Source organism: Gloeobacter kilaueensis JS1, assembly GCF_000484535.1.
Classification (GTDB): domain Bacteria; phylum Cyanobacteriota; class Cyanobacteriia; order Gloeobacterales; family Gloeobacteraceae; genus Gloeobacter; species Gloeobacter kilaueensis.
On record NC_022600.1, the window covers coordinates 2,455,215 to 2,477,173 of the forward strand.

Genomic DNA, 21,959 nt, shown 5'->3' on the forward strand with positions numbered 1-21,959 from the left:
GGGATGGGTGAAGTCGGTTGCAGATTTGTCTTATTTTTCTTCTGGGACGTAGGGCTGCTTTGATCTGACGTTTAATCACCTCCAGCTACTTGGTCGATCAAAGGGCGACAATCTGCCGGATACACTGAAAGTCAACGCGCTTCTTGATCAAGAATGAATGCCTTCAAACCCGGTTCTCCACTACCGCTGGCAAACCCCTCTTTGCCAACGATGTACGATTTACCAAGCGAGAACCCCGAGGAACCCGGTTTGCCCGACCAGTTCCACGACTGGCAGCCCCAACTGCTCAGCCAGACCTTTCGACCCCTGGCTGTGCCCATCGAGCAGGTGCTTACCGCCGCTGATTTGAATATCTACTACGATCCGAACAATCCCAAGTACTACAAGCGCCCGGACTGGTTTGCAGTGGTGAGTGTCCCCCGCTTCGTCGAGGGCGGCAGGCTCAGCTATGTGCGCTGGCAGGAAGGGCGCTCGCCCCTCGTCGTCGTCGAACTGCTCTCACCGAACACGATCGAAGAAGACCAGGGGCTGACGCTGCGCGGCCAGCAACCGCCCTCGAAGTGGGAAGTGTACGAGCAGATATTGCAGGTGCCCTACTACGTGCTCTTCGACCGGGTAGACGACACACTCCAGATATTTCGTCTGGAAGCGGGGCTTTATAGAGAGCAGTCCGAGAGTCGTCTGTGGATAGAGGAGCTGCAGATCGGTTTGGGTTTGTGGAGGGGAAGGTTTGCCGACTGGGAGCGGCAGTGGCTGCGGTGGTACGACAGTGAGGGGCAGTGGATTCCCAGCGAGCAAGAGAGAGTTGCTCTGGAGCGGCAACGGGCTGAATCGGCGGAGCAGCGCGCCCAGTTGGCCGAGCGACGGGCCCAGGCGCTTGCCCAGAAGCTCAAAGAAGTGGGGATCGATCCAGACAGTCTTTAGCGTTCGGGTCGCGCCATCACCAGGATCTCGGTGTGGATGCGCGTGCCTTGGCCGGGGGCGGTGTGCAGGGTGCTGTGGGCCTGGGCACCGACAATCTCGACCCGGCGCAAGTAGCGCTCTAACGAAAAGATGCCGGAGTGGGGACGGCGGTCCTGGGCAGTCTGCACGTCGAAGCCGGGGCCGTTGTCGCGCACTTCGAGGGTGTAGCGGATGAACTGGTTCTGGCGCACCCCACTGAAGATGATGTCGGCGCGCACCTGCTCGTTGTCGAGGCGGGCGTACTTGATCACGTTCCAGCTCAATTCTGAAAGAACCTGATAGAGCGTCGCGGCGATGCGGCGGTCGCGGGCGCTCTCGGCCAGGTTAAAAGCGAGCGCTTCCCAATCGGCGGCTTCGAGAAGCTCACCTTCCCAGAACCACTGAAAGTGCGACTCGACGCCGCGCCGGTTTAACCGGTCGCAGATGGGCTCGATCGCATCGACAAACGTCTGGCCACGGGCGAACTTGTCCTCGGTGCCGTTGCGCAGTACCCGCAGCTCGTCCTCGACTTCCTGGCAGCGCTCCATCGCCTCCGCCAGCCGCCAGGCGTAGTGACCAGCCTCCGGCTCGTCGGAATTTTCCAATTCATCGATGATTTCGCGCAGAAGTCCCTGGGCGCTCATGATGCTCTGCTGGGCCGTATTGTGCAATTCTGAACTGAATTCGGCCCGGTGCTGGGATTCCCAGGCGGCGAGGGCGCGCCGGGCTCTCAGTGGATAAAAGCGGTTGAGTACCTGCACGAACAGTCCCGGCACCGCTGCCCCGCAGACCACCGCCGCCAGCACCGGCTGCGAGGGCGAAAGCGTCACCAGAGCAGCGAGAAGCAATGCTAGCAGGCCGCTACCCAGTACCAGGGGCAGCACCCGCCCGAGCGAGACAAGCCGCTCTTGATCGAGAATGCGCGTCCAGGCCATCTGCTCCTGGAGCGCCTGCACGAAGCTCGCTGCAAGCCAGATGCTCAACACGAGAAAGGCGGCAATCTGTGGCTCTGCGATCAGGGGATAGGCTACCAGCGCGTCGAGCCAGGCCGCCGAATCGAGGGGGTTTTGAACGAGCTTCAGGAGCGTCGAACCCCAGGGGGGACGCACGAAGAAAGGAAAGTCTGCGACCACGCCCCTCAGTTCATCCGTCTGGGTCTGCATCTGCCTGAGCAATTCGCGGCTTGCCGGATCGCTGCGGTTGTCGAGCAATCCCTTGGCGAGCGAATACACCTTCAATGCCTGATCCGGCTTTCCGGCTTTGATCAAGGTTTCCGCGTAACTGGACCAGCCTAAGACCTCGCGCTGGGGCAGGTTCCACTGGTGAGCCAGCGGAATCTGCACCTGCGTATAGTACGTACCATCTGGGAGCAATGTCTGCAGGCTCCAGAGCACCAGCGCACTGGCGAACACGCCGGCACCTAGGCTTGAAAAAAGTAATTTCCACTGCCGGGTCTTTAGCCAGTTCAGGACCGGGAGCCAGGGAGAGTGGATGGTCGTGGGCCGGAGCGATCGCGGCTTTGGGGAACGCTCAGGCGGTTTTCGGCGTCGCAAAAGCCGGGCTGTCCGTCGAACAGCCGCCCGCAGCTGGCGTTGGTTCAAAAAGGTCTGCATTCCAGTGCGCTTACTCCGAGCCAGTAATCGGCTAACCTATTGCCAAGGGTAATCCAGGCCGATGCTTTTGCAATTGCGCGTCCTCAAAAACGAGGAATTTGCCGAAGGGGAAGTCTATCGGTTCCAGGGCCAGATCGTCCGGCTGAGTTGGGAGAGCGACGGTCGCCTCAGCGTTGGTCGCAGCCGTCGGCCTTTACTGGTCTTTTATCAGTACGAGAATGGCTGCCGGGTGCGCTGTGTGCCCACCGAGGCCGTCAGGCTCAACGGCCTGCCGCTGGAGGGCGAGCAGCGCCTGAGCACCGGCGATCAGCTCCAGCGCACCGACGGCTGGATTGCCCAGGTGAGCAACCTGATGTTGCGCGACGGCCAGCAGGAGGTACCGCTGGCGACTAACGCCGCCGTGCCGGCCCGGCTGCCGAGCTGTCTGGCCCAGTTGCTGATCGCGGCCCTCAGTTGTGCTGCCATCCTGGGTAGTACGCTGGGGGCTGCCCGGAAGTTGCCCGACGCCATCGCACTGCTGAAGGATGCACCTGCGGATGAGCGCTCCCAGCCGGACGGTGCCGAGCGCAGCGTGCGCGACATTGCCCTCAATCTCAAAGAAGCCCTCTCCCAGACCGGCGAGACGCGCTCGGTCTCGGTGGACGAACTGCTCGTTCAACTGGCCTACTACCGCAACACCGCCCAGCAACTGGCCCTGCTGCATCCGAGGGACGAGTTGGCCACAACGGTGGCTTCGGCGCTCAACAGCTTCTATCAACTTTCAGCTGGCCTGGGCCTCGAAGATCCCGAATTTTTCCCCAAAGCGATCGACGCGGCCAACAGCTGTCTGACGAAGCCTGATAAGAGCAAAGACGACGAGCTGTCGCTTTTTTTTCGCTCCCTGGCTGCTATCAGCCTGCGCGAAGCCAGGGCCCGGCTGGTCTATTCCCAGCGGCGCTCTTAACCCCCTGAGACGACGGTGGCAGAGAGAATCTTGTCGCCGACGCGGATCTGATCGACGACTTCCTGGCCCTTGAGCACCTTGCCAAAGACAGCGTATTCGCCGTCGAGCTGGTGGGTGTCGGCGAGGGTGATATAAAACTGCGACGAGGCGGAGTTGGGATTTTGGGAGCGGGCCATCGCCAGTGCGCCCCGGTTGTGGAGCAGCACCGGCGGTTGCTGGCGGGGAGAGAGGCCGTTCTCGCTGTAGGTGCTGCCGTAGAGCAACTCGCCAGGCTTGCCGTCCTTGCCGGTAGGCCGGATCTCGAAGGGAATCGTGCGCTCGCTGCGGGTGGCCGGGTCGATAAAGCCGCCGGTACCGTTGCCGCGTGGGTCGCCCCCCTGGATGACAAAGCCCGGTACGACCCGGTGAAACGTCAGGTTGTCAAAAAATTTGCGCTTGACCAGATCGACGAAGTTACCGGCGGTGACCGGCGCATTGTCGCCGTCTACCTCCAGGACGATCGGGCCTTTATTCGTCTTCAGTTCGACCGTCGCCTTGCCCTTGAGCCTGGGCAGGTTGGCCGGAACGTTGGCGGAATTGGTCACCTTGGGATTCTCCTGTGTACTGGCCGGTGGGACAACTGCGCTGCAGGCACTGACCGCCAGAATAAAGGCTGAGGCGAGAAACAGGCGGAGGGTCAGTCGCATCCGTTGCATCGAATTGATTCCTTGCGAACTTGCTGGCCGCAAACTATCATGCCATGCCGCCGTCGATATCCGCAGGCTCTCCACTGAGCTGCTGCTCGAAGCGCTGCCGTTCAAGGCTGGCCGCTCCCCAGACGCTATCGATGTGCTCGCGGCAGCAGTGGATCGCCCATTCTGTCAGATCGTCCGGATCCTCGCCGTAGAGATCCTGGAGCACCTGGGGCGAAACCCGACAGAAGGCCGGGCGATTCGCGTAGATGCCGCAGCGGCGCGTCGTTTTTTGAAAGTGGATGCACCAGCCGTCCGCTCCCACCAGCGAGTGGTAGAGCGCCAGCAACTCCGCGCTCAGGTACTCGGCTAAAAAGGGCCGCTCCGCCGGAGCCAGATAGCAGCAGGCTCCACAGTTCTGGACGCACTGCCAGCTTTTCATGTAGCAGCACGGGCAGGGGTGTGGCGGTAGACCGTCACCGGCACCCCGAGCGCTGCCCAGCGCCAGAGCCAGCCTGCATCCTCGCGCGCGTTCGGCCAGCGGCGATTGTGGTTGCGGGTGGACATATTGACGCAGCCGTGGCTGACCGGGGTGCCGAAGGCGTTGTGCCACCAGGCTCCGTGAAAGGCGTAGCCTTCGTGAAAGTACTGGGCGTAGGGGACGTTCTCGACGACGTAGTAGCCCGGCTGGCCGGGTCGGGCGCTGCTGCGCATCGTCTTGATGGGATAGCGGGCATAGATATAGTAGGTGCCGCTCACCGTGGGCGTACCGGCCTTGCCGGTGCTGACGCTGAAGGTGCGGACGACCTCGCCAGCTTCGATCGCCTCGACTTTTTGGGTGTCGAGATAGACGACGATCCGCCGGTCGCTGCCGGTGGAGAAGTGATAATCGAGCGCCCGCTCCAGATGGCCACCCCCCAGGGCCACCAGCCCCGCCGGGTCGATGTGGACGGCGATCGTGCTGGCAGCAGGCCAGGCCGGACGGGGTGTAAACTGCAGCCGCCTTTTGCCCAGCCACTGCCAGCGGCCTGCAACGGCCTCGCCGTCTTTAACTTGAACGGCGATGTGGGCGCTCGCTGCTTCTCGATCGAGAAGCGGCTCGCTGAAGGTAAAAAGCAGCGGCAAGGCAAGGCCAACATCGCTCAGACCCTGGGCGTCGAGCTTAGCAGTCAGGGGCGGCGGGGCGACCAGTTGCAGGGTGAGGGGCGGCAGGGGGATGCCGGCGCTGGTCGTCCAGTTGAGTTGGACCGGGTAGCTCTGGCCCTGGCGATAATTTTTGGCCACCACCCGGAAGCGGCGCTGGGAAGCTTCGCCCTGCACAGTTAAATCGAGCTGGTCGCTCTCCAGTTGCAGCCCGCCCACCGGTCGGTCGAACTGGAGCGCCACCGAACCGTCCGCCCCCAGGAGCCGGGTGGTCGTGCCCTGTAGCTGCGGCATCGCCGCCGTCTCAAAGGAGAGCACGCGCCCGGCAGTCTGGCCGGTCCAGTCGCGCACCACCTGCACGTTCACCGTATAGCGGGTACCGAAGGCCAGGGGCGGCGCGATGCGAAAGTGCGCACTCTGCTCAGCGCCTGCGACCAACCTGCCGCTGCTGTCGCGCACTGCGATCTGGGCGATGCGGCTGCCGAGGCCCACAGTCTGGAGGGTGACGGCGTGGCGCGGGTCCACTCCGGTGCTGCCGGCAGCGGGGATCATGCTCACATCGAGCGGGATGAGCTGCCACCAGGCAAAAAGACCCAATAGAGCGGCAACCACCGTTCCCGCCAGCCAGCTCGTCGCTGCATTCCAGACAAAGACCGCTTTTTGAGCGCCCAAGGCTTACCTCGCGTGTGCAACAGACAACGATGCGCGGCGACCAGCCAGCTCAGCCGCCAGTTCGATCGCCGCTACCATACTCTGGTGGCGGGCGACGCCCTGGCCAACGATGTCGAAGGCGGTGCCATGATCCGGGGAGGTGCGGACGATGGGGAGGCCAATCGTCGTATTGACGGCCTGATCGAAGGCGAGCATCTTGACCGGAATCAGTCCCTGGTCGTGGTAGAGCGCCAGATAGCCGTCGCAGGCAGCGGCGGGTTCCCCCGCCCAGGCGCGGGCCGCGTCGATCCAGAGGGTGTCGGGCGGTACCGGGCCTTTGATCCGATAGCCCCGCTGCTGCCATTCTGCAATCAGGGCCGTGAGCCATTCGCGCTCTTCGCTGCCGATCTGGCCGTTCTCACCGGCGTGGGGATTGAGGCCCGCGACGGCGACGAGCGGCTCGTCCAGACCAAAATCGCGCTTTAAGCTGTCGAACAGCAGTTGCAATTTGTCGCGCAACAGCTGGGGGCTGAGGCTCGCGCTCACCTGGGCGAGCGGAATGTGAGTGGTGGCAAGCAGCACCCGCAGCGCCCAACTGCCGGTGGCCGGGCGCGCCGCGAAGAGCATCCCGTAGCGTTCGCTGCCAAAGGCGTGCGCCAGCACCTCGGTCTGGCCAGGATAGCGGTGCCCGGCCAGATGCCAGGCGGACTTGTGGATGGGGGCGGTGACGATCCCAGCCGCCTGGCCCGCCTGCACCGCTTCGATCGCCGATTGCAGGTAAGCGAAGCTCAAGTCCCCCGCCCCGGCAGCGACGATACCGGCAGCCACCGGCCCGCCTGCGGGCAGATCGACGATCTCGAAGCTGTCGGGAGCGGCGAGGGGAGCGACCGATCGCTCCCGCAGTTGCCAGTAGGTCCCCTCGATCAGCTTCCGGCTGCCGTGGACGATCGGTCGGCAGCGCTCGCGCACCGGGGCGAGGGCCAGTGCCTTTAGAACAACCTCCGGCCCGATGCCTGCCGGATCGCCCAGGCTGATCGCGAGGGAAGGAATCTGTCTGTGTAAAGCCGCGTTCATGCCAAACTTTGCAGTCTCTTCAAGCAAAGAAGCAGGATTTTCCTACTTTTGCCAGATGCTCTTAGCGTACTCTAAGAAGAAGTGCCAGTTACAGGTTCCCTTTCTGGGTGCTTTTTGCAACCGTATATGGAGTGAGTGTATGAAAGTCGGAGTGATTGGAACAGGATACGTCGGGCTCGTCACCGGAGCCTGTCTGGCCCGCGTCGGGCATCAAGTTTTCTGCATGGACAACGACACTGCCAAAGTCGAGCGCCTCAAGCAGGGGATCATGCCCATCTATGAGCCGGGGCTCGAAGAACTGGTCCAGCAGGATGTCGATAGTGGATTGCTTAGTTTTACCGATAGTCTGGCCACCGTCGTCCAACACGCCGAGGTGCTATTTATCACGGTCGGCACCCCTTCCCGCCCGGACGGCTCGCCGGATCTCTCGGCGGTGCGCGCCGTCGCCCGTTCGGTCGGCCAGCACCTCGACAGCCGCTACCGGGTGATCGTCAACAAGTCCACCGTTCCAGTCGGCTCCGGCAACTGGGTGAGGATGCTCGTCGAGGACGGTGCCCGCAGCCCGGTCGCTGCCGCCGCAGGCGATGGCGGAGTGGCTGTCCTGCAGGCTCCGCCGGAGTTGCACTTTGACATCGTGAGCAATCCCGAATTTTTGCGCGAAGGCTCGGCGGTCTGGGACACTTTCAACCCCGACCGGATCGTGATCGGCGCTGAGAGCGAGCGGGCCGAGCAGGTGATGCGCGAACTCTATAGCTACTGGGTGGCCCCCGAGGAGCCCGACCGCACCCCGGTGCCGCTCGTGGTCACCGATCTGGCCTCCGCCGAGATGATCAAGTACGCCGCCAACGCCTTTCTGGCGACCAAGATCAGCTTCATCAACGAGATCGCCAATATCTGCGAGCGGGTCGGAGCAGACGTGTCGCGTGTCGCCCAGGCGATCGGCCTCGACAAGCGCATCGGCAACCAGTTTCTCAACGCCGGTGCCGGTTGGGGCGGCTCGTGCTTTCCAAAAGATGTCTCAGCTCTGGTGAGCACCGGCCAGGAATACGGCTACGAGTGTTCGCTCCTGCGGGCGACGCTCGCAGTCAACGATACCCAGCGCAAGCGGATCATCGAAAAGCTCCAGCGCGAACTGCGCATCCTCAAAGGCCGCACGATCGCCATTTGGGGACTGGCCTTCAAACCCCACACCGACGACATCCGCAGCGCCCCGGCCCTTGAGGTGGCGACGCAACTATTGAATCTTGGCTGCCGGGTGGTGGCCCACGACCCGATCGTCACCGCTGCCCAGGCCCAGGTGCAGGTGCCGGATCTGCAGGTGACGCCCAGCGCCCTCGCCGCCCTCGAACAGGCGGACGCCCTGGTGGTGATGACCGAGTGGCCCGAGTACGCCCAGTTCGATCTGGCCGAGGTGAGCCGCCTGCTGCGCGGTCGGGTCGTCGTCGATGGCCGCAACTGCCTCAAGCGCGAGGCGGTGCAGGGAGCGGGCCTCGTCTACGTCGGCATCGGTCGCTAGCCTCCGTCTGCCCAACTCAAAGCGTCCGTCGGGGTGCAGGAACGCTCCTGCACCCCGACGGACGCTTTGCTCGGTTACATTGAAGGGGCACGGGTGGCCCTGAACTCTACCAAACACTACATATAGAACTTCACACGGCACAAGCTGCTAAATATGGACTGTATGTGGTACAGTATGGCCGTCGGTCCAGGCGCAACCGCTCCCACTAGAGGCTTTCATGGCGGAGATTGGCATCCTCACAGCCCAGGTGATTCCCGATCGGACGATTGGCCAGATCCATGTCTACGATGGCCTGGGCAAGGGCAAGTCCCAGGCTGCTCTGGGTGTGGTCCTGCGCTCGATTGGTCTGGGCATCGCCGAAAAGCGCGACAACCGCGTGCTGCTGTTGCGTTTTCTAAAAGGACCGGGGCGCGAGTACTCCGAAGATGCGGCGATCGAGGCGCTGCGCCGCGCCTTTCCCCACCTGATCGACCAGGTGCGCACGGGGCGGGCCGAATTTTTTGGCGCTGAGCAGGTGATTCCCTTCGACAAAAAAGAAGCCCGCCGGGGCTGGGACATCGCCAAGGGGGCGATCGCCTCGGGATTCTATTCGGTTCTGGTCCTCGACGAACTCAACCCGGTGCTCGATCTGGGTTTGTTGCCGGTGGCGGAGGTGGTGAGCACCCTGCAGCAAAAGCCCCAGGATCTGGAGGTGATCATCACCGGGCGGGGGGCACCCAAAGAAATTCTCGACGTTGCCAACCTCCACTCTGAGATGCGCGCCCACCGCCGCCCCGAGCCCACGGGTAACGGCAACGGCAACGGCAGCCATCCCCAGCGCGACTCCGGCATCGAGATCTACACCGGCGCGGGCAAGGGCAAATCGACTTCTGCCCTCGGGCGGGCGCTGCAGGCGATTGGCCAGGGCATCTCCCGCGATCTCTCGCACCGGGTACTGATCATGCAGTGGCTCAAGGGCGGCTCGGGCTACACCGAGGACGCCGCGATCCGGGCGCTGCACCAGAGCTATCCCCACCTCATCGATCACCACCGCTGCGGGCGCGATGCGATCGTCTGGCGCGGCAAGCAGCAGGAACTCGATTACGTCGAGGCAGAGCGCGGCTGGGAGATTGCCCAGGCAGCGATTGCCTCGGGGCTTTATAAGACGATCATCCTCGACGAACTGAATCCGACGGTCGATCTTGAGCTGTTGCCGGTGGAGCCCATCGTCAAAGCCCTACTGCGCAAGCCCCGCGACACCGAGATCATCATCACTGGCCGCTGCTTCAAGCCGCCTGCCTACTTTGAGCTGGCGACCATCCACTCCGAGATGGTCTGCCACAAGCACTACGCCGAGCAGGGCGTCGATCTCAAGCGCGGCGTCGATTTTTAAGCTGTCTACCTGTCCAGTGCATCGAGTAACCGTTCCGGGCCGTCCCCTCGGCCCGGATTTTTTTGGGCAACCCGACTTCGCTCGGATGGTCCGGCCCACCGCAGTATCATAGGATCTGGCCCGCATGGCCTGCTGCTCAAGTGCGCTTCAAGCTCGACTCCGCTGGCTGTAGGTGGCGGGACCGCTACTGTGTCGCTGATTCACCCCGTCTTGCTGGAGAAATCTGCCATGTCCGCTTCGATCGCCGCCGATCCTGCCCATTCCCTTGCGGCGGAGGCCACCGGTCTGCTCGCCCGGCTCGGTGTTCCGCCCGAAAAATTGAAAGCCGGCAGTCTTGAGGTGCGTTCACCCATCGACGGCAGCCTGCTTGCCCGCCTGCAGACCCATACGGTAGCAGACGTGCAGGCGGCGATCGAGCGCGCTCACCGGGCATTCTTGAGCTGGCGGGAGGTGCCGGCACCCCGCCGGGGTGAGCTGGTACGGCTTTTGGGCGAGGAGTTGCGCGCCCACAAGAGCGAACTGGGCCGCCTGGTCAGCCTGGAGGCGGGCAAGATCCTCCAGGAAGGACTGGGCGAGGTGCAGGAGATGATCGACATCTGCGACTTTGCCGTTGGTCTGTCCCGTCAGCTCTACGGCCTCACGATCGCCACCGAGCGGCCTGGCCACGCGATGCGCGAGAGCTGGCATCCGCTGGGTGCGGTGGGGATCATCAGCGCCTTTAATTTTCCGGTGGCCGTCTGGTCGTGGAACGCCGCCCTCGCCCTCGTCGCCGGTGACAGCGTGATCTGGAAGCCCTCCGAGAAGACGCCCCTCACTGCTCTCGCCACCCAGGCGCTCTTTGAGCGGGCGGCGGAGCGCTTCGGCACAGCTCCTGACGGTCTGAGCGAACTGATTGTCGGCAATCGGACGGTGGGCGAAGTGCTCGTGGACGACCGGCGCGTGCCCCTCGTCTCAGCCACCGGTTCGACCCAGATGGGCCGCGCCGTCGGCCAGCGGCTGGCCGCCCGTTTCGCCCGCGCCCTGTTGGAGCTGGGGGGCAACAACGGCATGATCGTCTGTCCCTCCGCCGACCTCGATCTGGCCGTGCGCGCCATTCTCTTTGCCGCCGTCGGCACCGCCGGTCAGCGCTGCACCACCCTGCGGCGGCTTTTTATTCACCAGAGCCTCTATCAGCCCCTGATCGATCGGCTGGTCCGCGCCTACGATGCGGTGTCGGTCGGCAATCCCCTCGAAGCGCCCACCCTGGTCGGTCCCCTCATCGACAGGGATGCCTTTGAGCGGATGCAGCAGGCGCTGAGCGATGCCCGAGCCGAAGGGGGAACAGTGATTGGAGGCGAACGCCTGCTCGCCGATCGCTACCCGGACGCCTACTACGTCCGTCCGGCCCTCGCCCTGATGCCCGCCCAGAGTGCAGTGGTGCGCCGGGAGACTTTTGCACCCATCCTCTACGTCCTCTCCTATGGCGAGCTATCGGAGGCCATCCACCTGCACAACGACGTGCCCCAGGGACTGTCCTCGTCGATCTTCACGACCGACCTGCGGGAGGCGGAACGGTTTTTGTCGGCCACCGGCAGCGACTGCGGCATCGCCAACGTCAACATCGGCCCGAGTGGAGCCGAAATAGGCGGTGCCTTCGGCGGCGAAAAAGAAACCGGCGGTGGCCGCGAGTCCGGCAGCGACGCCTGGAAAACGTACATGCGTCGTGCTACAAACACGATCAACTACTCGCACGAGCTTCCCCTCGCCCAGGGCATCCAGTTTGCAATCGAAGGCTGAGGTTCCGTCTCACAATTGTGACAACTCTTGATAGTTCGAGAGCAGAGCCCGGCAGGATAATACGTGAGACGAAGGTTCTACCGCCTTCGCCTTGATGAGGAAGTGGCAGTCAGGTTGCCTCTACAGGCAGCCCTGTTTTTTACGGCCAGTTATCAGGAGAACCCACCATGAATCTGCTTACCAGCAATAACTCGCGGGGCGGCAAGCTGTTCAAGCTCACCGTCGATCCGACTCCGGCAACGACCCATCTCTCGTGGTCCAGTCCTGAGACCTACGACCCGAGTGCTACGACTTACAGCCTGCTGGTCTCTCTCGACCGCCTGCTCAACGAGATGACCTACATCAAGGCCAAGGGAGGCCGGATCATCGAGGTCGTCCCCGCCGACGAAGCCTCGGTAAGCGAGCAGAACCGCCTGGATCTGACTGCCGTCGGTGCCGAGCCCCGCGCGGTCGAGCTGTGGTCCAGCGATTCGGTTACCGATCTGCAGACGATCATCGCCGCCACCTACAAGCAGATCTTTGGCAACACCTACGTCCTTGAGAGCGAACGGCTGACCCAGGCAGAATCGCTACTCACCAACCGCTCAATTAGCGTGCGCGAGTTCGTGCGTCTGCTCGCCAAGTCCGATCTCTATAAACAGCGGTTCTTTTATTGCACCTCGAACGACCGCTTCATCGAACTCAATTTCAAGCACCTGCTGGGCCGTCCGCCCTACAACCAGGCCGAGATTGCCGAGCACCTCGATCGCTATCAAACCTCCGGCTACGACGCCGACATCGACTCGTACATCGATAGCGACGAGTACAGCCAGGCTTTTGGCGAGACGATCGTGCCCTACTGGCGCACCTTCAACTACCAGGTGGGCCAGTCCGGCGGTGCCTTTGGCCGTACCCTCAGACTGTATCGAGGAGAGGCGGGCAGCGACACCAACCTCAACCGCACCGGGCAATTGCGCAAGATCGAACCGAGGGAGCTGTTGGTCTCGGGCCGGAATCTAATCAGCTAGCACCTTGCGCCCGACAAAGACCTGCTCGCAGATCTGGGCGGCCCGCTCCACCCCACCGGAGCCTGCAATCTCCGCTTTGAGCCGCCCGGCGGCCTCGCGGTAGGCAGGCTCCTCGATTACCCTGACAATCAGCGAACGCAGGGCGTCCGGGTTCAACTGCGCCGGCCAGAGCACGCCGCCGGTACCCGTCCAGAGGATGCGGCGGGCGATGGCAGGCTGCTCGTGGACCTGGGGCAGTGCCACGACTGGCAGGCCGAGGGTAAGGGCGTCCAGCGTCGTGTTGAGGCCCGCGTGGGTGAGCACCGCCGTCGAGCGCTGGATCACTTCGAGCTGCGGAGCGTAGGCGACGGCGATCGGATCGCCGGGCAGGTCGGCCACCGTGCGCTCGTCGAGCCCGCCGCCGTGGGCAATCACCAGCTGCACCCCAAGCCCGGCACAGGCCGCTGCGATCAGCTTGAAGATTTCGGGCCGTCGATTCTGGATCGTGCCCAGCGAAGCGTACAGCACCGGTTGGCCAGCGAGGCGCTCGAAGGGGAAGGCAGGCGAGCGGGAGCGCGACGCTCCCCTCAGGGGACCGGTGTAATGAAAGTGTCTGGGCAATTGCCGACGCGGAAAATCGAAGCCGCTCGGCTGCTGGCTGATCTGGGCAAAGGGCGAATCGGTGCCCCCCCAGCGCGTCCGCCGGGGAAGATGCCAGTGGGCGCGCTGCTGCTGCAGCGTCCGCCAGAGCTTGCGGGTCAGCCAGTCGAGGGTGGCATACCCGACCCGGTTGCGCACCCGGCCCCACAGATCGGGCCGGTAGTCCCAGGGCGACGGGGCAGGGGGAATGTCCAGCTCGCGGTTGAGGGCCAGGGCACAGCAGACCGTGACGAAGGGCAGGCCCAGATATTCGGCCACTGTGCTTCCGGCAAATACCGTCTGGTCGATAAGCAGAGCCTCGATGCCCAGGGCTTCGACGGCGGCGGGTATATCCCGAAACAGGGCGCGGGCCTCGCGCTCGTAGTACTCGATGGTGTACTTGAGATTGGCCTGACCGTCGAGGGCACTCACCTTCGCAAGAATGCCCGCCCACGATCCCGGAGGGCACTCCGCCTCCAGCACAGGATAGTAATCAAAACCTTCTGCTTCTACCTGTTGCTGCCAGTCGCGCACCATCAAAAAGACGGGGCGGTGCCCCTGGGCTTGCAGGCGATGGGCAAGGGCGGCGATCGGATTAAAGTGTCCAGTCGCCGCCGGAAGAATCACACCGAAGATCCTCATGGCAGGTAGCGGCCCACCAGCTCGACATCGATGTCCAGCTCGGCCCGCCACTGGGTCAGGGATTTCTCCCAGTGCTCCTCCCACTTTTGAGCAAGGAGCGGTTTCGCTCGCGCTCCCAGCCGATAGCCGACGGCAATCCGGTCGAGCAACTGTTCCAGTTCGTCGGGAGCGGTAAAGAGCACCTTCAGCATCCCCCCAGCCAGCAGCACCACCGGCAGGGGCAGGCGGGTCTGGGCCAGACAGAACGCCTGCAGCCCCAATTCGCCGCTGACGTCGCTACCCAGGGCGGTAATCAGGTGCCAGATGTCGTGGGTCTGGCGCAAGCGGGTGAGCAGGTACGCGGTGTCGTCGGTGATCGGCAAGGCGCGGTAATAGTTCGGGTCAAAACCCGTCTGGTCCATGTAGGCGGCAAAGGACTGGCCGAGCGAACCGGCGGGCAGGCGGGCCAGGGCCGCCAGATCCGGCGGCGGTGCCAGATAGCGCTCGGCGATCAAAGCTTCCATCCCCGGCTGGCGCTCGATAAAGGCGACTGCTTTTTTGGTCGCCTCCAGACGAATCAGGCCGTCTTCGATGTCGGGGGTCGCATCCGCCCGGCTCGGATCGAGGGCCAGGGTGAGTGCTCCGCGCAGCGTCGTCAGAAATTCAAGGCGCAAACCGCGTAGAGCGAACACCGGCACTCCTCCAGGGGGACGAGCGGATTGTAGCATCGCGCCTCAGGGGTCGAGTTTGAAGATCGTCCCGCTGCCATTTCTGCCACCGGTAGCTGTGGTGCCAAACAAACTGCCCCCCCGGCCAAGCGCCAGCCTGCCGTTGGGATTCGCCCCGTCGCTGCCGTTGAACGAGTAGAGCGTGCTGAAGGTGCCGTCTGCGGCAATTTTGAAGATGGTGCCCTGGCCAAAACTGCCGCCGCCGATGGTCGTACCGTACAGGTTGCCTTTTTTGTCGCGCACCAGAGCGGCAAACGGCGCGGAGCCATCGCTGCCGCCAAAGGCGTGCAGCACAGTAAAAGTACCGTCTGGAGCCAGCTTGAAGACAGTGCCCTGGCCAAAAAGACCACCTTCTGTAGTCGTGCCAAAAAGGTTACCGTCTTTGTCGCGCACCAGAGCGGCAAACGGGGCGGAGCCGTCGTTGCCGCTCAGCACGTGCAGAACGGTCACTGCCCCCCCGGCACTCATCCGGTAGATCGTACCCTGGCCGGTGGGTCCACTGGCCGTCGTGCCATAAAAGACGCCGGTCCTGCGATCGACGATCAAACCCCCAAAAGGATTGCTGCCCTCGCCGGCAAAAGCGTGCAGGACAGTCAAAGGACCGTCGGGAAGAAGCTGGAAGACGCTGCCACCAGAGAAATTGGCCCCCGTAGAAGCGGTGCCATAGAGGATGCCGCTCTTTTTATCGAGGAGCAGGCCAGCGTAGGGGTTGCTGCCATCGGCGGTGCTGAACGAATGAAGGACGTCGAAGCTACCGTCGTCAGCCAGCTTAAAAACAGTACCGAACCCAGACGCACCGCCCAACTCGGTCGTGCCGAACAGATTGCCCGATCGATCAAGGACCAGGTCGCCGGTGGGGAAAGCGCCGTTCGCAAGGTCGAAACTGTGCAGGACCGCGAAGCTGCCATCGGGGTCCAGCCGGAAGAGCGTGCCGAAATTGCTGTCTCCACCGCCGTTGGTCGTGCCGTAAAGAGCGCCTTTTTTGTCGAGCGTTACGCCCGAAACAGGATTAGCACCGTCGCTGCCGCTGAACGAATGCAGCGTTGTCAACGTCTGGGCCTGCAACGATAAAGCTCCACTGAGCACCAGAGCGAGAGCCACCACCCCATAGCGGAGGGATGACAGCAGCAAGTCACAGCAGGCTTTGCTCAGCGGGCGACGAAGGTGCCCTGCAGGAACTACCAGGGATGAAGGTGAACTCGATAAGAACAAATTCATCAAAATTCTCCTGATTGGGGGAGTAAAGGCGCACTAATAATAGCAGGAGGATTTCTCTTGGTTATCTTCCGTTAGGTTAATGTTCCAAGTATGAGAGACACGAAAGAGCGATAGATAAAATCCACAGTCCTGTAAAGCCCGTTTGTTCAAACGGATACTTAAGGATTGTGTTTGCTCTGGCAGGGGCACACATTGGTGTTCTGCCAGCAGGCGCATCCTGGCGCTTTCGTCCGGGCGTAGAGTGTGAAAAGCATGGAGAACCTGTATGCAGACTGTTGCCCTTCCCACTGGTGCAACCGTACCGGCCCTCGGTCAGGGTACCTGGCGGATGGGCGAAGACCCGCGCCGCTTTCGCGCCGAAGCTGCAGCGCTGCGGCTCGGCCTCGATTTGGGGATGACGCTCATCGACACCGCCGAGATGTACGGCGAAGGGGGCGCAGAGCAGGTGGTAGCCGAAGCGATCGGCGGGCGGCGGGACGAGGTGTTTCTGGTGAGCAAGGTCTATCCCCACAACGCCACCCACAAAGGAGCAGTCGCCGCCTGCGAGCGCAGCCTCAAGCGCCTGCGCACCGACCGGCTCGACCTCTACTTGCTGCACTGGCGCGGCGGGGTGCCCCTCGCTGAAACACTCGCGGCCTTCGAGCAACTGCTGGCCGGTGGCAAGATTCGCCACTGGGGGGTGAGCAACTTCGACGTGGGCGATCTGGAGGAGTTGACGGCCCTGGCGGGTGGGCAGGCAGTGGCGACCAATCAGGTGCTCTACAACCTTTCGCGGCGCAGCGTCGAGTGGCAGTTGCTTCCCTGGAGCCGGGCGCGCCATTTACCCTTGATGGCCTACTCGCCCGTCGAGCAGGGCCGTCTCTTGGGCCAGTCCGCTCTCCAGGCCATCGCCCATCGCCACCGGGCCACTCCCGCCCAGATAGCGCTTGCCTGGCTGCTCAGACAAAAGGACGTCGTCGTTATTCCAAAAGCGGGCAATAGCGAGCACCTGCGCCAGAATCGCGCCGCCCTCGATCTGGTGCTGACAGAAGCGGATCTGGCCGAACTGGACCGGGCCTTTCCGCCTCCCCGTGGACCGCGAGCGCTGGAGATGCTCTAATCCACCCGGCCCATAAAGTCGGGGCAGTCTACTGCTTGATCGGTGAGGGCGGCTTTGGGGTTGACCGGGCACTTGAGCACCATTTCGCCGCTAAAGTAACGGCAGCGGGTACAGGGAATCGCGTGATGGTGCCGGATCTGCCGCCAGTTGCGGCGCGTGCTGCGAGCCAGGCTAAAACTCAGATAGCCGATCCCAAGCCAGAGCAGGACGAACAAAATAAACTGCAGCGGGATCCCCAAAAAATGGATCATCATAGCCAGGGACGGGATGAAGTGCAGAGCCAATTTGCCACTGCCGGGGACCGATTGGCAACTACCGATGAGCCTATTGCCCAGGTTACGGTCTACCTCGTGCGCTGCCGCAATGGAGCCCTCTACTGCGGCCAGACAAGCGACCTGGCCCGGCGGCTGGAGCTGCACGCGAGCGGTAAAGGAGCGCGTTTCGTGCGCATGGCTGGTTTTGCTTCTCTGGCCGCTGCCTGGCCGGTAGAAGATCGCAGCGCTGCTCTGCGCCTCGAAGCGGCGGTTAAGCGCCTGGGCAAGGCCACCAAAGAAGCGCTAGTGATCGATCCTGGAGCCACCGTTCTGCTGGCAGCAAAGTTAGGCATCCGGCTGGTAAACAACTAGAGCTTGCGTCTGGCTCATCAGCCTGCGCGCACCGTAATGGGCGAAGGGCGGTGACAGCTAAAGGTCTGCGTAGTGATGCAACTCCAGGCGCACTTCTTCGGCCATCTGTCGGCGTAGGGCCAGAGGTGCCAGAACTTCGCCGTGGGGCCGCCATTCGCGCAGGCGCAGGGTGAGATTGGTGTCGCCCAGGCGAACGAGGGCCTTGTAGTAAGCGTCACTGGTAGGGCGGCGGGCTACCAGGGCAAGCATCGGTTGCTGTTCTCGGGAGTCGGAATAGTGGCGGCGGATGAGCGACGGCAACTGGGCGTAGGGGATGGGGCCAAAGGTGGGGTGGCGGTGGGTATTGGCCAGCCAGCGGGCGGCATAATCGGCGGGAAAGCGCAGCAGAAGCAGGGCGGCGGGCAGGTAGAAGTTGAAGCCCCAGGCTTCGTTCAGCGCCTTGCGGACGTAAGCCGGAGTGGGTAAGTTTCCGTCTTGCCTGCAGGAGTGCAGAGCAACCGGAACCTGCGGATCGGCCCAGTCTAAGGGTTTCAGAGTCGTGGAGGCAATTCGGTCCAGGCGATAGTTGTGCCAGCCGATGTGGCCCTCGGGCCCCAGCCCGTAGGCACTCAGGTACTTGGCGCGGCGGACGTAGTGCAGGCAGACCGGATAGACGCAGATCTGCACTTTCCGGTCGGTGGACAGGGTGTAGGCGAAAGTGACAGGGCGTAGGTCGCCCGCCTCCCACCAGCCGCGCAGTTGTTCCTGATAGTCATCGACGCGCTCAGCGTCTTCCTCCGAAAGAATGTAATCGAACTCGACAAAGATGCGCCGGTCGGTGTCGTCGTCGCCCTGCCACTCGTTGACGAGGGCATACAGTTGAGGGTAGGCAAATTGAACGGTCTGGAGAGCCTGGGCGACGCTGCGGCGATAGACAGCAGGAACGGCGGACTGCTCCTCGGGCAGGAGTCGGGGGAACTCCTCCACAAGGCGGCGGCGGTACAACCCACTGGCTCCGTCCCGCTGCAACCAGCCCAGACGGCAAAGGTGTTGCAGGTCGTCGCGGAGCGAGCGGGCAACGATGGCGAATGGACGCTTCTTCAGGTACCGCCGAAGCAACTCCGGAGCTAGACCTGTGCGCCGGGACACCTCCAGGCACCAGGTTTCGACAGGTAGATCGGCATCGAAGCGGTGCAGCAGGGCTTCGAGAGAAAGAGTACAGAGGCAGCCAGGACAGCTAGTGCCATCGGAGGTGCGCCGCTCACCCCAGTCGTGGCCGGGAGCGTATAAGCACTTCATCAACCGGGGGGCGTTGAAGAGGTTGCCCGGTGCGCTCCCGTGGTTCCCGTCACCGTAGAGCAAGCGCAAAATCCACCACAGGCGCACCGCCCGCAGCATTCTGCCTGCCAGCTGTCCCCCGGCTAGGGCGTCCAGTACCGCTGCGTCCGGGGCGTACTCGAAGAACATCTAGACCTCTTCTATTGCATCGAGTGGAAATGGACTCCCGCCGTTGGAAGACCCCCTCTTCCAATGGGGAGGAAGATGTTCCTGTCCCCCCAAGCCAAAACCATGGACCTCCAGGCCGCCACCTTCGATCTCAGTGTCCCGCGCCACTGGCATGGATTACACCTGCAGGTGCTGGAGATCCGTCTGCTGCGTCCCGACCGGCGACTCGAACCGGAGGATCTGCCCCGCCTGCTTCTGCCCGAGCCAGTCCACGGCGTCGGGCTCGTCATCAGCGGCAGGGGACCGCTCTGGTTGTACGGCCACCTCGTCCACCGCTACCACAGTGCCGCCTGGATCGCTATCTACGATCCGCGCCTCGGGGCAGTGGTGGTCGAGAGCCACGTTCCGGGGGCATACCTCGGCCAGGTACTCCCCTTCGAGGCGATGCCCCCGAACATCCCCCGACCGCACCCGCCGGTTCTCGCCCCGGCAGTGCTGGTGGTGGGACCGCCCGATAGCGGCAAGAGCGTCCTGGCTCACGCGCTTTTCCAGGTGCTGCTGACCGAATGCCCGGAGGTCTTTTTGCAGCGGGCCAACTGGGACGGCGAGGGTAACTATCTGCTGGAACTGGGGCCGGAAACCACCCCAATCAGAACCAATGCCTTCGCCGCCGCCAATAAAGGAACGATGAGCGCTGGCTTCTTCGGTTACCACGCCGAGGCGATCCTGCACCTGCGCCGCCAGAAGGCTCTGGTGATCGTGGATGTGGGCGGTATGGTCCAGCCTGAGAAGCAGCCCCTCCTCGAAGCCTGCAGCCACTATCTCATCGTCAGTTCCCGCCCCGAAGCGGTCGAAGCCTGGCACACCTTCTGCCGCGACCGGGGCAACCTCGTTCCCGTAGCCGTCGTCCACAGCACCCTCAACCCCAGCGAGATCATCCATCAGCGCACCCCCTTCCTCGAACTTACCTGCGGTCCCCTCCGGCGCGGTACCCCCGTCCCTATCCCCGCTATGCTGCTGGACCGCCTGCGCTCCCTGCTGTTTCCTTCTCACTCATGAGTTTGTGTAACGAATGGTCAAATCCCATCACCCGATGACTGGACTCGGTTAACCTATCCTGCGGACCAATCGATACTGCAACCAATTCTCCCCATGTACCTGACCTTACTTGAAACTTCTGGCAACCAGAACTACATCTTCTCGACCAACAAACTGAAAGAAAATTTCGGCGCATCGGAGTTGACCTATCTGGCAGGAACCCGCTGGGTTCTGGAGGCGGTGGCAGAGGCCGGGGGACCGGCGCTCTGGAGCGACGACCCGGCCCGGCTGCGCCGCAACCTGCTCGACTCCTCCCTCAACCGGGCGATCGAATCGTCGGAGTCGGTTGCCGTAGAGGTGATCGTCGCCACCTCCGGCAAGGCACTGCTGCTCACGCAGACCCCCCAGACGGCCAAGGCACTCGTTCGGGAAACAACAGCGCGGGCACTACGGGAGGCTCCGGGGCTGGATCTATTCGGAGTGAGCCGGCAATTCGACTGGGATCGCGACCTGCTCGGCGAGGTCAACCGTTGCGTCCATCGCGCTTTCGAGGCGGAGCGGGCGAGTCATCCTGGACCGATGCTGCGCTCGTTGCGCTTGCCGGTTATAGACGAATGCGCCACCAGTGGCCTGCCCGCCAATATCCGGGTCTTGAATCCCCAGGACAGGTTCGAGCCCATTTCCCGGTCAAGCCACGCCAAAGCAGGGGCTGGACCCGGAGCTTTCAAGCGCATCGAGCGGCTTTTGCGCAACGCCCCCGAGGGCAGCAGGTTACCTGACAACCTTCGCGTCCTCGAAGACAGATTTGACAGGCTCGAATGGCTCGGAGTCGTCCACGCCGACGGCAACGGCCTGGGTGAAATTTTCCTGCGGTTCCACAAACACATCGAAGCCTGCACCGCCGGTGACAATCGCCGTTATGTCGAGCAACTGCGGCGGTTCTCGCTGGCCCTCGACCGCTGCACTGAGCAGGCGTTTCTCGAAGCGGCGAGCATCCTTGCCCCGGACCTTGCCCCGGACCGGCGCGATCGGTTTCTCCCCCTAGTGCCGCTGGTGTTGGGCGGCGACGACCTGACGGTGATCTGCGACGGCAGGCAGGCTCTCGAATTCACGCACAAATTTCTATGCGCCTTCGAGGACTACACCGCGAGCGAGCGCCTCGGAGACGACCTCTACAGAGGTATCGTGCCGGAACTGGCGAAGAAAGCGCTCGGGCAACCGCGCCTGTCAGCCTGCGCCGGGGTGGCCATCGTCAAGCGTCACTTCCCGTTCTCGCTGGCCTACGATCTGGCGGCTGACCTTATCAAAGAAGCCAAAAAAGTCAAATCGAAGATTCATCAGCCCGGTAAACCGACCGAGCCCTGGCCCAGCTCGGCCCTTGATTTCCACGTCCTCTACGACAGCTCGGCGGTAAAACTCGACGACATCCGAGGGCGGTTGGCAGTAGATAAGGGCAAAACCGTCCTGCACAGCCGTCCCTTCGTCGTTACTCCACGGGAGTTACTCGAAGGAGCAACCGGCTTTGACTGGGCCGAGCAGCACCGCATCGAGTGTCTAAAAGACCGCATCGCCGCCCTGAATAAACCTGGTGCCGTGAATAAGCCTAGTGAGGACGGTCGTCGCGCCCTGCCTAACAGCCAGATGCACCAGCTGCGCTCGGGACTATTCCTCGGCTATGAGCAGGCTGATGCCCGTTTCCGGCTCATCTACCACCGCTACGCAAAGCAGGGCCTAAGCAAGTTCAACCAGTCGGGCGATGAACAGGTGCCGTCTCTATTTCGGGTCGAATCGGACGGGGTGCGCTCCACCGCGTTGCTCGATGCCCTCGATGCGGCTGCTTTCTACGGTGCCTCTTCCTGAAACGAAGACGAGATCGAG

20 protein-coding genes are annotated in these 21,959 nt (G+C 63.0%); 10 read left to right on the plus strand and 10 right to left on the minus strand.

The window, feature by feature from the left end; genetic code table 11:
• Nucleotides 1-153 precede the first annotated feature (153 nt).
• Nucleotides 154-924 (plus strand): Uma2 family endonuclease, encoded by a 771-nt coding sequence (locus GKIL_RS11365; RefSeq protein ID WP_041243905.1) that lies wholly within the window; start codon nt 154-156, stop codon nt 922-924.
• Here GKIL_RS11365 and GKIL_RS11370 read toward each other — a convergent pair.
• Entirely contained in the window at nt 921-2,354 is a 1,434-nt protein-coding gene (locus tag GKIL_RS11370; protein ID WP_023173752.1) for a sensor histidine kinase, read from the minus strand. The two genes, GKIL_RS11365 and GKIL_RS11370, sit on opposite strands and share 4 nt — an antisense overlap.
• Nucleotides 2,355-2,616: 262 nt before the next feature.
• Between GKIL_RS11370 and GKIL_RS11375 the strand changes: the two genes are divergently transcribed.
• Complete coding sequence (locus tag GKIL_RS11375) at nt 2,617-3,498, plus strand: hypothetical protein (protein WP_023173753.1); 882 nt, start codon at nt 2,617-2,619, stop codon at nt 3,496-3,498.
• Here GKIL_RS11375 and GKIL_RS11380 read toward each other — a convergent pair.
• Genes GKIL_RS11380 through pdxA form a run of 4 tightly spaced genes read right to left on the minus strand, consistent with a single transcriptional unit; the run spans nt 3,495 to nt 7,037 of the window.
• Nucleotides 3,495-4,193, minus strand: coding sequence for a peptidylprolyl isomerase (locus GKIL_RS11380; protein ID WP_023173755.1), 699 nt, complete (start codon nt 4,191-4,193; stop codon nt 3,495-3,497). The two genes, GKIL_RS11375 and GKIL_RS11380, sit on opposite strands and share 4 nt — an antisense overlap.
• 37 nt (nt 4,194-4,230) lie before the next feature.
• Complete coding sequence (locus GKIL_RS11385; RefSeq protein WP_023173756.1) at nt 4,231-4,611, minus strand: YkgJ family cysteine cluster protein; 381 nt, start codon at nt 4,609-4,611, stop codon at nt 4,231-4,233.
• Nucleotides 4,608-5,984, minus strand: a complete 1,377-nt coding sequence (locus GKIL_RS11390; RefSeq protein ID WP_023173757.1) for a L,D-transpeptidase family protein — start codon at nt 5,982-5,984, stop codon at nt 4,608-4,610. Before GKIL_RS11390 ends, GKIL_RS11385 begins: the two co-directional genes overlap by 4 nt.
• A gap of 3 nt (nt 5,985-5,987) precedes the next feature.
• Nucleotides 5,988-7,037: a 4-hydroxythreonine-4-phosphate dehydrogenase PdxA gene (gene pdxA, locus GKIL_RS11395; RefSeq protein WP_023173758.1), complete on the minus strand. Its 1,050-nt coding sequence runs from the start codon at nt 7,035-7,037 to the stop codon at nt 5,988-5,990.
• Nucleotides 7,038-7,176: 139 nt separating this feature from the next.
• Between pdxA and GKIL_RS11400 the strand changes: the two genes are divergently transcribed.
• From GKIL_RS11400 to GKIL_RS22655, 4 genes are all read left to right on the plus strand, one after another.
• Complete coding sequence (locus tag GKIL_RS11400; protein WP_023173759.1) at nt 7,177-8,553, plus strand: UDP-glucose dehydrogenase family protein; 1,377 nt, start codon at nt 7,177-7,179, stop codon at nt 8,551-8,553.
• A gap of 217 nt (nt 8,554-8,770) precedes the next feature.
• Entirely contained in the window at nt 8,771-9,925 is a 1,155-nt protein-coding gene (locus tag GKIL_RS11405; RefSeq protein WP_023173760.1) for a cob(I)yrinic acid a,c-diamide adenosyltransferase, read from the plus strand.
• Between the two features lie 228 nt (nt 9,926-10,153).
• Nucleotides 10,154-11,701 carry an L-piperidine-6-carboxylate dehydrogenase gene (gene amaB, locus GKIL_RS11410; protein WP_023173761.1) on the plus strand — a complete coding sequence of 516 codons (1,548 nt, stop codon included), beginning with the start codon at nt 10,154-10,156 and terminating at the stop codon, nt 11,699-11,701.
• A 167-nt stretch (nt 11,702-11,868) separates the two neighbouring features.
• Nucleotides 11,869-12,708 carry a phycobilisome rod-core linker polypeptide gene (locus GKIL_RS22655; protein ID WP_023173762.1) on the plus strand — a complete coding sequence of 280 codons (840 nt, stop codon included), beginning with the start codon at nt 11,869-11,871 and terminating at the stop codon, nt 12,706-12,708.
• Here GKIL_RS22655 and GKIL_RS11420 read toward each other — a convergent pair.
• Genes GKIL_RS11420 through GKIL_RS11430 form a run of 3 tightly spaced genes read right to left on the minus strand, consistent with a single transcriptional unit; the run spans nt 12,697 to nt 15,725 of the window.
• A complete protein-coding gene (locus GKIL_RS11420) occupies nt 12,697-13,968 on the minus strand; it encodes a glycosyltransferase (protein ID WP_023173763.1) in 1,272 nt (423 codons plus the stop codon). The two genes, GKIL_RS22655 and GKIL_RS11420, sit on opposite strands and share 12 nt — an antisense overlap.
• On the minus strand, nt 13,965-14,639 hold the full coding sequence (locus GKIL_RS11425) for a Coq4 family protein (RefSeq protein WP_023173764.1): 675 nt from the start codon (nt 14,637-14,639) through the stop codon (nt 13,965-13,967). The genes GKIL_RS11420 and GKIL_RS11425 overlap by 4 nt, the downstream gene beginning before the upstream one ends.
• Before the next feature lie 42 nt (nt 14,640-14,681).
• On the minus strand, nt 14,682-15,725 hold the full coding sequence (locus tag GKIL_RS11430; RefSeq protein ID WP_187293803.1) for a choice-of-anchor tandem repeat GloVer-containing protein: 1,044 nt from the start codon (nt 15,723-15,725) through the stop codon (nt 14,682-14,684).
• A 433-nt stretch (nt 15,726-16,158) separates the two neighbouring features.
• Between GKIL_RS11430 and GKIL_RS11435 the strand changes: the two genes are divergently transcribed.
• The gene (locus GKIL_RS11435; RefSeq protein WP_023173766.1) at nt 16,159-16,992 is read left to right on the plus strand and encodes an aldo/keto reductase; all 834 of its coding nucleotides are present in this window, start codon (nt 16,159-16,161) and stop codon (nt 16,990-16,992) included.
• Here the strand turns inward: GKIL_RS11435 and GKIL_RS11440 are convergent.
• On the minus strand, nt 16,989-17,207 hold the full coding sequence (locus GKIL_RS11440) for a hypothetical protein (protein ID WP_041244680.1): 219 nt from the start codon (nt 17,205-17,207) through the stop codon (nt 16,989-16,991). The two genes, GKIL_RS11435 and GKIL_RS11440, sit on opposite strands and share 4 nt — an antisense overlap.
• A 27-nt stretch (nt 17,208-17,234) precedes the next feature.
• Between GKIL_RS11440 and GKIL_RS11445 the strand changes: the two genes are divergently transcribed.
• A complete protein-coding gene (locus GKIL_RS11445) occupies nt 17,235-17,618 on the plus strand; it encodes a GIY-YIG nuclease family protein (RefSeq protein WP_081705227.1) in 384 nt (127 codons plus the stop codon).
• Between the two features lie 57 nt (nt 17,619-17,675).
• On the opposite strand, the gene GKIL_RS11450 is transcribed toward GKIL_RS11445, so the two are convergent.
• The gene (locus GKIL_RS11450) at nt 17,676-19,064 is read right to left on the minus strand and encodes a TIGR03985 family CRISPR-associated protein (RefSeq protein ID WP_023173769.1); all 1,389 of its coding nucleotides are present in this window, start codon (nt 19,062-19,064) and stop codon (nt 17,676-17,678) included.
• 75 nt (nt 19,065-19,139) lie between these two features.
• On the opposite strand from GKIL_RS11450, the gene crn3 reads away from it, so the two are divergent.
• Together crn3 and GKIL_RS11460 are read left to right on the plus strand one after the other, a co-directional pair.
• The gene (gene crn3, locus GKIL_RS25730; RefSeq protein ID WP_023173770.1) at nt 19,140-20,102 is read left to right on the plus strand and encodes a CRISPR-associated ring nuclease Crn3/Csx3; all 963 of its coding nucleotides are present in this window, start codon (nt 19,140-19,142) and stop codon (nt 20,100-20,102) included.
• 93 nt (nt 20,103-20,195) lie between these two features.
• Entirely contained in the window at nt 20,196-21,941 is a 1,746-nt protein-coding gene (locus tag GKIL_RS11460) for a Cas10/Cmr2 second palm domain-containing protein (protein WP_023173772.1), read from the plus strand.
• Nucleotides 21,942-21,959 lie beyond the last annotated feature (18 nt).